The sequence below is a fragment of the Micromonospora sp. NBC_01796 genome (assembly GCF_035917455.1).
Lineage (GTDB): Bacteria > Actinomycetota > Actinomycetes > Mycobacteriales > Micromonosporaceae > Micromonospora_G.
In genome coordinates this window covers 5,675,832-5,688,608 of the sequence record NZ_CP109078.1, presented here as the reverse complement: position 1 = coordinate 5,688,608, position 12,777 = coordinate 5,675,832, and the positions used below count along the sequence as shown (strand labels likewise).

11 protein-coding genes and 1 CRISPR repeat array are annotated in these 12,777 nt (G+C 66.7%); of the genes, 1 reads left to right on the top strand and 10 read right to left on the bottom strand.

Annotated elements, in window-relative coordinates; genetic code table 11:
* Window positions 1–192: 192 nt before the first annotated feature.
* The 8 genes from cas6e to OIE47_RS26075 form a co-directional block, all read right to left on the bottom strand.
* A complete protein-coding gene (cas6e, locus tag OIE47_RS26110; RefSeq protein WP_326557149.1) occupies window positions 193–891 on the bottom strand; it encodes a type I-E CRISPR-associated protein Cas6/Cse3/CasE in 699 nt (232 codons plus the stop codon).
* A complete protein-coding gene (gene cas5e / locus OIE47_RS26105) occupies window positions 882–1,631 on the bottom strand; it encodes a type I-E CRISPR-associated protein Cas5/CasD (protein ID WP_326557148.1) in 750 nt (249 codons plus the stop codon). The genes cas6e and cas5e overlap by 10 nt, the downstream gene beginning before the upstream one ends.
* Before the next feature lie 3 nt (window positions 1,632–1,634).
* Window positions 1,635–2,807 (bottom strand): type I-E CRISPR-associated protein Cas7/Cse4/CasC, encoded by a 1,173-nt coding sequence (cas7e, locus tag OIE47_RS26100; RefSeq protein ID WP_326557147.1) that lies wholly within the window; start codon window positions 2,805–2,807, stop codon window positions 1,635–1,637.
* 12 nt (window positions 2,808–2,819) lie between these two features.
* Complete coding sequence (gene casB / locus OIE47_RS26095; RefSeq protein ID WP_326557146.1) at window positions 2,820–3,425, bottom strand: type I-E CRISPR-associated protein Cse2/CasB; 606 nt, start codon at window positions 3,423–3,425, stop codon at window positions 2,820–2,822.
* Between the two features lie 12 nt (window positions 3,426–3,437).
* Complete coding sequence (gene casA / locus OIE47_RS26090; protein ID WP_326557145.1) at window positions 3,438–5,030, bottom strand: type I-E CRISPR-associated protein Cse1/CasA; 1,593 nt, start codon at window positions 5,028–5,030, stop codon at window positions 3,438–3,440.
* 3 nt (window positions 5,031–5,033) lie between these two features.
* Window positions 5,034–5,447, bottom strand: a complete 414-nt coding sequence (locus OIE47_RS26085) for a hypothetical protein (RefSeq protein WP_326557144.1) — start codon at window positions 5,445–5,447, stop codon at window positions 5,034–5,036.
* Complete coding sequence (gene cas3 / locus OIE47_RS26080) at window positions 5,440–7,899, bottom strand: CRISPR-associated helicase Cas3' (RefSeq protein ID WP_326557143.1); 2,460 nt, start codon at window positions 7,897–7,899, stop codon at window positions 5,440–5,442. The genes OIE47_RS26085 and cas3 overlap by 8 nt, the downstream gene beginning before the upstream one ends.
* 287 nt (window positions 7,900–8,186) lie before the next feature.
* Window positions 8,187–9,254: a CRISPR direct-repeat array (repeat unit 29 nt; unit sequence GTGCTCCCCACGCCCGTGGGGGTGGTCCG).
* A 173-nt stretch (window positions 9,255–9,427) separates the two neighbouring features.
* Entirely contained in the window at window positions 9,428–9,598 is a 171-nt protein-coding gene (locus tag OIE47_RS26075; protein ID WP_326557142.1) for a hypothetical protein, read from the bottom strand.
* Window positions 9,599–10,248: 650 nt separating this feature from the next.
* Between OIE47_RS26075 and OIE47_RS26070 the strand changes: the two genes are divergently transcribed.
* Window positions 10,249–11,301, top strand: coding sequence for a hypothetical protein (locus OIE47_RS26070; RefSeq protein ID WP_326557141.1), 1,053 nt, complete (start codon window positions 10,249–10,251; stop codon window positions 11,299–11,301).
* A 117-nt stretch (window positions 11,302–11,418) separates the two neighbouring features.
* On the opposite strand, the gene OIE47_RS26065 is transcribed toward OIE47_RS26070, so the two are convergent.
* Together OIE47_RS26065 and OIE47_RS26060 are read right to left on the bottom strand one after the other, a co-directional pair.
* Window positions 11,419–11,811 carry an Imm1 family immunity protein gene (locus tag OIE47_RS26065; protein WP_326557140.1) on the bottom strand — a complete coding sequence of 131 codons (393 nt, stop codon included), beginning with the start codon at window positions 11,809–11,811 and terminating at the stop codon, window positions 11,419–11,421.
* Window positions 11,808–12,551 (bottom strand): DddA-like double-stranded DNA deaminase toxin, encoded by a 744-nt coding sequence (locus OIE47_RS26060; RefSeq protein WP_326557139.1) that lies wholly within the window; start codon window positions 12,549–12,551, stop codon window positions 11,808–11,810. The genes OIE47_RS26065 and OIE47_RS26060 overlap by 4 nt, the downstream gene beginning before the upstream one ends.
* Window positions 12,552–12,777: the final 226 nt, after the last annotated feature.

Genomic DNA, 12,777 nt, shown 5'->3' with positions numbered 1-12,777 from the left:
TCCGTGGGCTGCGCCTGGCCGATGCCGTCGCGGAGGAGCCGTCACAGCGGGTCGGGATTTTCGACCTGGAGTACGCCGTCGTACGCGGCGACGAGGATGGCGGGACGTTGGGCGCGCACGGGTGAAGGTGCGGGAACGGCACACGGTTTTGCGGTTGTAAGGATCGCTCTCGTCGTGGGATGTCGACGTAGATCAACTTCGTTGAGGTGGGGCGAGACTGATAAGGCCACATCCGTATGCCTTGCCGTGGCCAATTCCCTTCTGTAGCGCATCTAGGAAGGCTACGGCGTCGGTGATGATCAGGTGGCCTTCGAACCGTACGGGCTCGAGCGTGATGTGGCCCTTATCGTTGGGCCGTTTCTGGCCGGTGAAGGTGAGGCACGGTGATGGCGAGACGTCGGGCTGCCCGTTGTGGGCTGACGGGATGACGAAGCCGTGTTGTTCGCCCTTGCGGATGAGCCACTCGAGTTGTTCTTCCGGCTTTCGTCGGGCTACGCGCTGGCTGTTGGTTCGTCGCCTGGGCTCGGGGCTTTTTGGGTTGCCGGCGCGAGGGATAGTGCGGGTGGGGTTTCCGATGAGTCGGAATGCGAAACGCCGTCCGGGTGCTATTGCGTCGAGCACGGGTTGCAGGCTGCGTACCTGGGGGGCTTCGGTGAGGTAGTTCTCTGGTAGCCGGCTCCAGTCTGGTTTTGAGCTGCTTTGCACGTACGCCACGAAGCCCCGGTGGACGCCGTCGAGGCGCCACAGCACAGCCTGGGACTGGCGGGCGGGGGTCTCCTTGGGAAGGTCGGGGAAGCCTGACATGACCGAGCGGTGCATTTCCCGGATGTCGGCGTGGTCGCGGCGGAACTCGCGGGAGTATGTGTTGGCTTGCAGTTTGCTCAGGTACACGAGGTTGCCTCCGCCGTGATCAGGTGGTCGGTCAGCGGCACGTGGCCGGTCCGCACAGCTCGTGTGCTGAATTGGCGGTCGGACTGTGCGAAGGAGATGGGCAGGTCGAGGCGGGTTTCGGCGGCTGGGTCACTGGGGGCGCAGTCGGCCACCGTACGTAGCGGGCTGCGGTCGTTGCGCTGGCGTTCGGCGGCGCGTATCTCGGCGCGATCTTCGAGCCAGGGGTGGTTCGCGAGGACCCAGTCGATGGGTTGCTTGAGCAGTCCCAGCCCGGTTCGCGGCTCGTTGGGTTGTCCGCTGGTCGTTAGGGGTCGGGCTGGGGGGAAGGCGCGGCGGCCGAGGAAGAGCGGCCAGACCGGCTTTTGTAGTGCCGCCAGGATGCGGTCGAGTTTTTCCTGTTCTTCGCCTTCGAGTACGACGAGGAAGAGGGCGTCGGCCAGGTAGTAGCGGTGGCTGACGGCCGTGCGGTGTCCGGTGCCGGTGGTGGTCGGCACGTTCTGCACGGTGTGGTAGTCCCGTTCGAGGATGCCTTCCCGGTCGACCCGCACTGCCATGCGCAGCTGGGCCAGTCTGGCGATCGCTTCACGGTTGTCGCGGGGTATTCCCAGCGCGGCGCCGAGCACGCCGATGACGCCTGATTTGCTCGGCTCCTTGCCTGCGTCGCGGATGATCCCGCGCGACCGGGTGCCCCAGGACTGCATTGGTGCGTCGAAGCAGAGCGCGAGTGAGTATGCCGGCACGGGTCAGGCTTTCGCGGTGGCGGCGAGAGTGCGAGCGATCAGATCGTCTCGGGTTTCCGCTACCTCGTGTGCCGGGAGCCCGTCGAGGTCGGCGGTGACGGAGGCCGCGACCACGGTGCGAAGGTCCTCGTTGCCGTAGAAGTGCCGCAGCCGGCCGAAGTGTCCTAGTAGGGCTCGGGTGGAGCCGACCATCAGATCCGTGTCCTGGACCGGGCGTAGGAACGCGTTGGCGAGGTTCCAGGCGCCGCGGTCGCGGACGACCACGAGCAGAGTCTCCGGCGGGGTGAGTGCTGCCATCGAGTTCTGTTTGCCGCTGGGTACGGCGTCGATGAACGCGTTCAGCCAGGCGCTCGTCGCCCGGTCGATCAGGTCGGTGTCACCGTCGAGGTTTTTGGCGAGTTGGTCCAGGTGGAGGTTGGCGTAGCGGTAGTAGCAGGCGGCGTTGAAGTCGACGGTGCCGATCATGTCCGCGCCGGACTCGTCCTGCGGCTTCAGGTCGTCGACCGCGGTGTAGTAGTCGTACTCGTTGACCACCGCGTGGGTCGAGATCGCGTGCGCGACCTGGGATGCGGCATCGACGTTGAAGTCTTTGTTGTCGGCGATCATGCGGCCGAAGAGGGCGACGTCGACTACCCGGCGTGCGTCGAGGATCCGGGCCGCCTCGGTGAGGGTTTGCTTGTCGGGTTTCGCCTTGGAGGGCTTTTCCTCCTGCTGCCGCTCGCCCTTGAGGGTGGTGGAGTTCTTCGTGGCGGCCTTGGCTCGGGCGGCGGCGTCGGCGGAGAGTCGGTCCCAGTCTCGCTCGCAGTAGGCGGCGAGCAGCTCGGCGGCACTGTTGCCGACGAACAGCAGGTATTGCGTCAACTGTTTCTTGTCGTCGATGCCGAAGCCGAGCGCCCGCAACCCGGCTTGGGCGACGGCGACGGCCTCCGCTTCGTCGCGGCCGTTGTCGACAAGAACCCTGGTCGCGCTCGACACCAGCCGCTTTGTCCGGACACCGGTCTCGCCAGCTTGAAGGCCGCGATCGGTGAAGAGGACACGGGCCGACCGTTTGAGCGACTGGCTGGAGATCCGTCCTCGCAGTTGCCCGCCGAAGGTCGCGGTTTTGGGCTGGCCCACGTCGTCGCGGTTGAGGTTGCTGACCGGGAAGGATTGGAGCAGGTGCAGTTCGATGATCACGGGTTCTCCTGGTTAGGCGTCGACAGGTTCGACGTCGGCTTCTTCGGTCAGTTCCGGTTCGGTGGTCTCGGTGTTCTGGCTGGTGGGCTGGCGATTCGGCCGGTGGTAGTCGCGGGCCCACCGCAACCTCACCCGGTGAGCCTCCTCGCGCGAGGAGTGCATTTTGACCAGGTCGGCGAGGAGGAGTTGATAGTCGACCGAGATCCCGTCTGAGCGAAGTAGCTGGATGGTCTGCCGGAGGTAGTGCGGCATCGCGGCCGGGTCGACGGACAGCAGTTGTGTGAAGCGACGCGCGGCCGACGGCCGGTCGGCTACGAGCAGCCGCATCGCTCCGCCGATCGAACGCCTTCTGGCGTTGTCGGCGTGCGGATGCAGCGCGAAGAGGCCGGCGACCAGCAGCCACAGTTCCTGCTCTTCGACCGGTGGGTCGTGAGGGAAGACGACGTCATACGCCTCTGCCTCCTGCTGCCTGCCGGCAAAGGCCCGCCGGAGCCGGGCGAGGGTACGGCGCGCCTCGGCGGAACGCTGAGGGTTGCCAGAGCCGAGGGCTTGGTGCAGCCCGTAGAGGTGGCGCACCAGGGCCTGCCTCCGGCCGTCGATGGTGACGATGGGATCCAAGGCTGTTGACTCCTAGTCGATGTACCCGGCGAGATGCCCGTGGTAGCGGTGCACGAAGTGGTCTAGCTGCCCGAGGAACCTTCCCTGGTAGGCGCCGACCGCTTCGACGTTTCGTCCCAGGCGGGGAGAACCCTCGGCCCAGCGGTCTGTGACCTGTCCAGCGATTTGTCGTATTTTTTTGGCCCAGACCTTGGCCGCCGGCGATGGAGTCTGATCAGCTTTCAGGGCTAGGGCGAGGGCCAGGAGGAACCGGTCGAACGGCTGTGGCAGGCGAGGCCAGTAGTCCAGCTCAAGGGACGCCGACGGGAGCCCGCGGAACTCCGCACAGTAGTCACGTTCCATCTGGTTCAACGCACCGCCGACCAGGTTGGCTAGTTCGATGCTGTGCCCGATGACCGGTCCCGCGACCTGATACTCGGCTTTGAGTAGGGCTACCGGGGCGGCGACGGACTCTTCCAGCGCCTGATGCACGACCGCCGACTTGCTGTCGAGTTGCTGTCCGAAGACCCGCAGCGTGTACACGGCGTCATCCGGGATCGCCTCGCGTCCCACCATTCTCGCGACGTGGTCGAGTGTTGCCGGCCGTTGCTGGCGTCGCTCTTCCACGCCGGTCGGTGCGAGGAAGAGTTCCTGGCTGTGCCGCCAGACGCCCCGGTGCTCCTGAAGCCTGATCGGATACCAAGGCCCATATGTCGGCTTACTCGTCCCGCCTTTCGCCTGCCCTGCCTTCCTGACCTCGGGTCGGCGGTAGGCGGCCATCCACTCGTTGTCTTCCCGAGCAGCATCGAGCCGGTCGCCGGGAGTGATAACGACCCGGTCTACTACCGTCCTGTCCCCCGCTTGACGGTGGCCCAGCCACACTCGCCGCGAAGGCCAGGTCAACAGGTCGGTCCAACCCTTCGGACGTCGCGCGTCCGGCTCCGGGTCAGGCGGTTCGGCTTCCCACACTGGGCGGTCGGTCAACGAGGTGCTGCGTGGCTGCTCATCGTCCGGGTTGTACGGCATCAGGTTGAGTAGCAGCGTCTCTAGAAGGTTGTTCCCCTCCAACAGCACCAACCCAAACGAGTTGGCCGGCGCGGCCTGCGACGACTTCTCCTTGGTGTATGGCGTCTTCAGTCCGCCTGGGTCGTACGCCTGCAGCGTGACCAGCCATCGAGCCGCTTCCGCCGGCGTCAGCGTCACCTCGTCCTTCGATGTGGTGTGGTCGAACAGCGTGGTGTTGTTTCCCACCGACCGGTATGGCACCAATTTCGCCGCGCTCGATGCGGCAACGGTCGCCAGGGCCGGGCACTGAAAGAACGGCCGCGTCTCGTCGAAGAGGTCGAAACGCCCCGGGTGTTTGACTAGGTATTTCGTGAGTTCCTGGGGCGGTAACTGCTTGTCCTTCCAGAACTTCTCCCAGCGCACGCTGCCCAGCGGCTTGTAGACGCTGTGGGCGAGGGCCAGTACCAGCCGGTGAAGGGCGGCGGTCATCGGCGGGGTCTGCCCGATGATCCGGCGAATCTGCTGTGCTTCGTGGAGCAGCGTTGCGAGGCCAACGTCGTCGGTCTGCCCGTTGAGGTACACGACAGGAAGCCAGCGCTCCTCGATCAGGTCGAAAGGCACGGATCACCCATTCCCGTCATCGCCATCGCTGTCATCAGGCTCCGGCTGTTGTTGTGGGTAAAGAATCTGGAGGCCCCGATCGGCGCTGTACCGGACCGGAAGGTCCCCGATCTGGCCCGTGCCGTCGTCCTGCACGAGGATCGGACGGCTGTCGGCGAGCCAGGGCGAGGCGCGGAAGGCTGGCGGCACGGCAATGCCCTCCAGCACCGCCAGCACGTCGTACGGAATGCCTTCGGCGGTCGTGACCCGTACGGTCGAGCCCAGAAGCTCGGACAGCAACTGCGCTGATGGTTCCTCGCTGCGGTCCAGGTCGAACGTGGTCTTTCCTTCCACCGGCACGGCGTGATCGGCGGGGGCTCGCAGAACCACCACGTGGATGCCTGAGCCGGGCAGGTAGTCCAGTAGACCGTCAGTCATTGCGGCGGCCTCGCGGGTCAGGCTTGCGGGTCTGAGAGATGTTCTTCGGATGGCGGGTCAAGTCCAGGAGCGCGTCCTCGCGTGTCGGGGGTGGCAGGAACAGGTCCCGCGCCATTGCCTGATCGGCGTCCTGTGTGCGTCGCATCTTCGCGATCGCGCCGACCCAACGCTTTTCCCAGCCCGCCGGGCAACCCGCGAGGTTGTCTGTTCCCGGATATGTGGCGTCCACCAGCGTCGGGATGTCGTCCGGCAGTCGGAGTTCCGTTCGGTCACGCAGCAACGCCCAGGTGCGCAGCAGCACCAGGTCCTGGTAGATGTTCGTCGTGTATGCCGGCCACTTCGGCCCGGTCTTCTGTTCTGTCACACCGAGGATGGCGAACGTGGGTGGGGTGCGGGGATCCGTCGGACGGAACCGGTGCAGCCGCCCGGCCCGCTGGATCAGGCTGTCGGCCGGGGCGGGATCGCTCGCCATGACATCGAAGTCCAGATCCAGGCTTTGTTCGAGCACCTGCGTCCCCACGACGATGTACCCGGTTTCGGGAGCGCGCTTGCCGTTGCGGCCAAACAGCGACTTCAGTTTTGCCTCGATCTTGGCCCGTTGCGCGTGGGCGAGCTGGCCAGTGATTTCGACGACTTTGGGACGCTTCGCCTCCGGGAGTGCCCCGACCGCCTCTCGCAACGCGGTCAGCGTGTTCGTGATGCGGCTGTGGATGTTGTGGATGATGGCGACGCCCTGGCCTCGGGCGGCATGCCGCAGCGCCCACTCGACCAGCACATGGTCGCCAAGGTGCGCCAGTGCGACCCGTCGGTTCGAGTTCGTTTCCGACGCCACGGCCTCCACCAGCTCAGGCGCACCCCGCCCGTCGATCCAGAGCGCCCGAGGGTAGCCCGCAGGAGGGAGAACAAGCTCGACCTCATGCGGCCGGCAGCGTCCGATCCCGGCGTACCACGAGTGCACCAACTGCTTCCGCCGGACCGCCGGCAGCGTCGCCGACAGCAGGATCACCGGGACCTCGAACCAGCCCAGCCACCACAACAGGCGGTCCAGGATCGTCGACATGTAAACCTCGTAGCCGTGCACCTCATCGAGTACGAGGACTCGGTTGGAGAGGCCGACCAAAGGTACAGGTGCCCAGCGCGACCGAATCCCGCCCTGTAGGACGCGGTCGATCGTGCCGACGGCAAGTGGTGCGAGCAGCGCCTTCGCCCGGGTGAACCACTCGCGTACCGCCTCATCCTGAGCACCGTCGGACCCGTCACCGCCGACGTCCTCCGGACGGATCACCTCGGCCCGCGCCGCCTGCGCCCGCCGGTCGGCCAGGTACTCGGCCGCCGTGCCGTGCAGGAGTTTCGCGGTCACGGTGCTGTCAAGTCGCCGCAGCAACTCCTCGACCTCGTCAAACATCTGGTTGCTCGTGGCCCGGGTCGGCATGGCCACGAAGAACCCGGCCAAGCCAAGCTGGCGGATCAGACTGACGACACACTGTAAGGCGCCCTTCGTCTTGCCCTCACCGGTCGGTGCCTCGATGACAAGAATGCCGGGGCGGTTCTTCGACCCGACCAGTCGCTCAGTCGCCACCTGCAGCGGCCGGGGCTGCTCGGCGAAAAGACACGCGAAGCTGACGTCGCCCGACGGTGACCAGGCGGACCATCCCAATCGGTCGACCACCTGTTCCCGCGCACGTTCACGAGATAGCTCGACATACTTGAACAGATCGACGTCGGCGCCCGCATGCGTGCTCTTGTCGATGGAACCTGAGGCGATCCAGTCACTCACCGTGGCGAGACCAGCGAGCGCCACCGCAGCGCCCGTCCCGATCCGTACCGCGGACCAGGGCAGTGTCCGGGGATCAGGCAGCCCGAGCAGCTCGGCGGTTTGGCAGACCAATGCCTCAGCCCACCCGGCCCACCTCTCGCCGCCGTTGTCGAACTTGGCCGCGCCGCCATTTTGAATCAGCGTGTCAGCGAAGAAGCTGCCGTGATGCCCGCCGAGCACCTGCGCCAGCACGAGCGCCGTCTCCGTGGAGGCACCCCAGTCCTTCAACAGTCTTCTGAAGTGGTACGCCGTCAAGATGCCATGGAACGTGTCCGTACGACCTCCGAGCGTCCGCCTACCGGCCAGGCTTTCAACCTCCGCCGACGCCATCTCCGGCAGCAGCGACACTGCCACATCGGCCCGTAGCGCCTGGAAAGCCGGGGAGAGTTTGCCCAGGTCATGTAAGCCGCATAGGAGCGCCACCCAGCTGCGGACATCGCCGCCGAGAGACGTGAACGTCTCGGTCAGTTGCGCCCGGCAGGCAGACCCGAGCAGCGTCGTGTAGAGGATCTCCGCGACCGCGGCCGTGTCAACGGTGTGACAGATGAGCGGATGCGGGACGGTCTCCTCGCCCGCTTTCGCCCGGCCAGCCTTGCCCCAAAAAACTCGTACGTCGACCTGGTCTTGCTCTGGCACAGCACCTACTAACCTCAGCTTCGTTGCTTCGGGGGCCGGGTACGGCGCGGCAGCAGGTGACACGATCAAGATGACACAGTGTCCGCCGCCCATTACGGACGCCCGAGGATCGCTCAAGTCACCCGGTCCACCCAAGGGCTTTGTCGAATACATGACAAACCGTTAGGTGTCCCCGGATCCTGGGGGTGGCCCCATGGCTAACAGGTCCTAGGTCGACTTGACGGCCCTACTCCCCACGCTCGTGGGGGTGGTCCCCTGGAGTAGCTGTGGCCGTTGAGGGTTTCGAGGTGCTCCTCACGCCCGTGGGGGTGGTCCGCGGATGAGCTGCTCGGCCACCTGCCGGCCGGCGTGCTCCCCACGCTCGTGGGGGTGGTCCGGTGTCGCCGATGGTGTCGCCGACCTGGGCGATGTGCTCCCCACGCCCGTGGGGGTGGCCCGAACGCGGTGCAGCTCGTCGCGACCAAGGCGCTGTGCTCCCCACGCCCATGGGGGTGGTCCGACCTCGCCGGGTGGCACGACGACGTGCTCGTGGTGCTCCCCACGCCCGTGGGGGTGGTCCGGGGAGCGAGGAGTACAGCCAATGTGGGACCGGGTGCTCCCCACGCTCGTGGGGGTGGTCCGCCGTGGAATCGTCCGCGAAAGCCCTTACGGCAGTGCTCCCCACGCCCGTGGGGGTGGTCCGTACCGTCAGCCGGTGCTGGATGTGCTGCCTGAGTGCTCCCCACGCCCGTGGGGGTGGTCCGGCGGCTGGATCCCGCACCACCCGGCCGGGCTCGTGCTCCCCACGCCCGTGGGGGGTGGTCCGGTGTCGGCGGCGGGGTTGACCCCCCCTCCGGTAGTGCTCCCCACGCCCGTGGGGGTGGTCCGCCGCTGCGGTACCACTCGTCCGTGCCCAGGGGGTGCTCCCCACGCCCGTGGGGGTGGTCCGTCGCCGACGATGACCGCGCCGAGAATCGCCAGGTGTTCCCCACGCCCGTGGGGGTGGTCCGCAGCGGGTCGACCAGCGGATCCGGGTCGGCGGGTGCTCCCCACGCCCGTGGGGGTGGTCCGGAACGCGCGCTCCGGAACTACCGGGCGCAACTGTGCTCCCCACGCCCGTGGGGGTGGTCCGATGCCTGCTCTGAGAGTACGACCCAGGCCGGCGTGCTCCCCACGCCCGTGGGGGTGGTCCGTCGATCGACATCCGCGAGATGGGTGCGATCACGTGCTCCCCACGCCCGTGGGGGTGGTCCCCGTAATGAGTGAATCATCAGGAGTCCCGGTTCGTGCTCCCCACGCCCGTGGGGGTGGTCCGCTCAAGGGCTCGGACATGCGGTACCTGTGCTGGTGCTCCCCACGCCCGTGGGGGTGGTCCGCGGGCCCGCCGCACCCACGAGGACTGATTCTTAGGAGGCCGCTTCGTAACAGCGCTCGCGTTCCTGTTCCCCTCGTCGTCGCTCAGCAAGGGATACTCGGGCCGCATCTTCCGGGCCAAGCCGCAGAAGCCCGAATTCGGTCGGTCGGTGCTACGGGACACGACCACCACGCTCTACATCGGCTCACCCTTGTCGAACGCTCGACGGGAGACCTCGTCGAGCGGCTGGCTCAGAAAGTCCGGCCTGGTGTCCACCCGATAGCCAATCAGTCCCTTCGCTGTAGCGGCGCCCAAAAGAATATCCGCGATACGGTTTACGCGGTCGACCTCGAACGTCTCAGACATCCCAATCACGGCAGAGCAGGTCTGGCCTTGACGGTTCAGCTGATCCGCGACACTTGTGGCTATCCAGGTCCTTCGGAGCTTCCTCATCTGCCACGATCCGCGCTCATTCCTCCGCCCTTCGGTGACCCAACATAGCTAGATTAGGCAGCCGTGCTGGTGGTCGACGGCGGCCCTCGATGCACCCGACGTCGATCCGTCGGCTTGTGGATCTATGGAGCTCATCGAGCTCTGTCGCTGATCATGTGGCGACATCTTCAGTCATGGGTTGAGGACGCTCGCCGAGAGAGCGGAGCTGACCCGAGGGTCGGAGCAATTTCGCTTGACCAGCTTGGTTTGGCGTTCTGGCCTTTCGACCTGGAGGAATTCCATGGGAGCTAGGGGCCGTCACAAGATCAGCGCCAGAGCCGCTCATCGTGTACCTGGCACTGCACTCCAAGCCGTACCCCGACGGCGGGTGCAGTGGCGTTGCTCTGGCCCGGCAAAATGGCTTCCGTGCATTGGCTAATGATTCAACGTGGCGACGAGGTGTCGCGACACCAGCGGCATCGGTGGACCCGCGTCACCGCCGACCGGCGTCCCGCGTCACCGCGATTCGAGAGTAGCTCTCCTGCAAGTAGACCAGGCGATACCAGCCTTGCCGGCGGTGACCGGTGAGCCGCCGCCACCCGGCGTCCGGACCGCTGCCAGCCGGTGAGGTCGGCTACTGCGGCAGCGACGACAAAGTCCTGCGCGGTGCCCTCTTCGACGTGTGGAACACCGTCTGCAGCTCCTGCGAGCAGCCCCAGGTCTTCACCGAGACGCAGATCGAGCACCTGATCCCGCGCACCGTCGACCCGGATATGCTGCAGGACCTGATCGAGTATCACGGCCTGGCCCCAGACTTCCACGTCGACCGGCCCGCGAACCTGAGCGTGATCTGCGTGCCCTGCAACGGCAGGAAGCGCGACCGGATCCTGCACACCCTGGGTATGACCACCATCCTGCACATCGCCGAAGAGCGCAGCCGTGAGGTGATCCGGCGGGTCCACGGGCACGCCAGCGCCCGCCAGGTGGCCCGCAGCCTGATGACTGCGGCACGCGCCGACCTGAGCGACCCGAGGGCCCGCACTGAATTCCTGGAGCATGCCCCTGCGGTCGTACAGACCCTGGCACTGCTGGACGAGGATCGGGTCGACTTCCTCGTGCCCCACCAGATCGGCCTGCATGTCGGCAGGCTCGTGTGGGTGGCGTTCACCCTCGACGCCCGAGGCCGCCTGATGTTGGGATGGATCGAGCAGATCTGCGGCCGCCCCTTCGACAGGGTCATCCGAGACGGCATTTGCGAAATCGTTAGTCACGCAGCAGCCCAGATCGAGCAGGCAGTCCGCAGCGCCTGCGGCGGCGACACCGGCAGCGTCGAATCCACCAGCGCCGACGAACTGACCGTCGCCATACACCTCGACGATCTCCAGCGCGACGGCAGCCGGATCACCTGTCAGGTGAGCGGGCGACTCGACGGTGAATACAGCGCCGTCGTGCACGACGCCGAATACTGGGGCACCGAGTACGAGATCATCTACAAACAGCTGGACGCGCAACTGGCCACCCAGTTCCTGCTCACGATCTCCTGGGACCTCACCGCAGACCCCACCTACCCGCCCGACACCGCCGTAACCATCACCGGCTTCGACATCGACGCCGGAACCAACCGGGTAGGGACATGACCGACCGGGGCAATCCGCCGAGCGCCTTCACACGAGCACCGCACATGTGCACCGCCACGAACCGCGACTCGCGCTGGCTGCTGCGGATTGTGGTCAGCACCGGCACGGTCCTCAACACTATTCGCCCGGGTCGAGGTGCAGATCGGCTGGTGGAGCCCCGGTGAGGAGATAGTGGTGGACGGCTCGCCGGGCGGTGGCCGGAGTGAGTCTGGTCCGTGCCGGTACGTAGGTGGTGGCCTGGCCGCCCTGGTCGTAGTCGATCGGCTCAAGCCAGGTCGAAAGGTCAGGTTCGTAGGCGTAGCCGCCTTCGACGCCGAAGACGAGCAGGACCGCGCGGGCGGGGTGACCGACGCCGATCTGGAGGCCGAGGTCGTCGTTGTCGTCGGGCACGACGTCAACGATCTGCGGGCCGGCGGCGGCGATCTGGTCGAGCACGGCGTCCAGGTCGTGGGGTGTGGGCGCCTGGGCGGTGTTGTCCGTCCCCCAGTGAAGCGAGTAGCCGGTGCTCATACGACTCCTCCGCCGTTGCCATGGTAGTCCGCCCACCAGGTGGTGGTGCCGTCGTCACCGGCAACGTACACCCGGAGCGTCGTGCCTTCGGGAAGCATCTCGGCCAGTCGCCGGTGACAGCCCTTCGGTCCGCCGCACGGTGGGGCGGACACCACGAGCACCGCCCGTTTCGGCGCGTTCGGCTCTCGCAGTACTGCGGCGGTGTGGCCTTCGACGTGCTGGGTGGCCGCAGCCATCTGGTGCCAGCGCAGCGGGGAGTCGCGGCGCAGTCCCGGCGCACCGTGTCCAGGGCCGTCCTCGCCGCTCCAGATCGGCTTGCTCCGCGTACGGCCATCCGGGCTGACCAGCATGCCGACCGTCTTCGTTCCCCGTGGCAGCATCGCCCGCAGGCTCGCCCCGATCTCCGACAGGTGCGGCGGAGGGTCGACAGGGGCCGTTGTGCCCAATGCAGGTGGCGGGTCGCCGCCGGACACGGGTATGCCGATCGTGATCATGTACGTCTCGACCGCGGCGGCGCTCTTCGTGGCTGCCGCTGCAGCCTCGGATGCGCGCACGGCCGCGCGGAACAGTGTGGCGATGAGCAGCGTGGTCGAGGGCGCGTCCGCGCCGCGCAGGTGTTCCCGCAGACGGTGGGTGGCCTCGGACAGTTGCGTCGACGCCTGCTTCGAGAGCGCCACGGCGGTGCGGAGGGTGGTGACGGCGGCGCGTAGACGTGCGCCGACCTGCGCCAGCGTCGTCACCGTGCCTCCACCCCGTGACAATGCCACGATCCCGGATTGCGACCTGCTGATGGTGGTGCGGTTGGCATTCGCATGGAAGCAGGGTGCGGGCGCATTCGAGGGTCTGGGAAGACCGAGACCTCAACCTGTGGACAACACGCCAGTTATCCACAACCACCGTGCGTAACTGCCCAGACCAGGCCGCTCCCGCAGCCCCATCACTCGGGAGCGTTCGCCGGATCGGCGC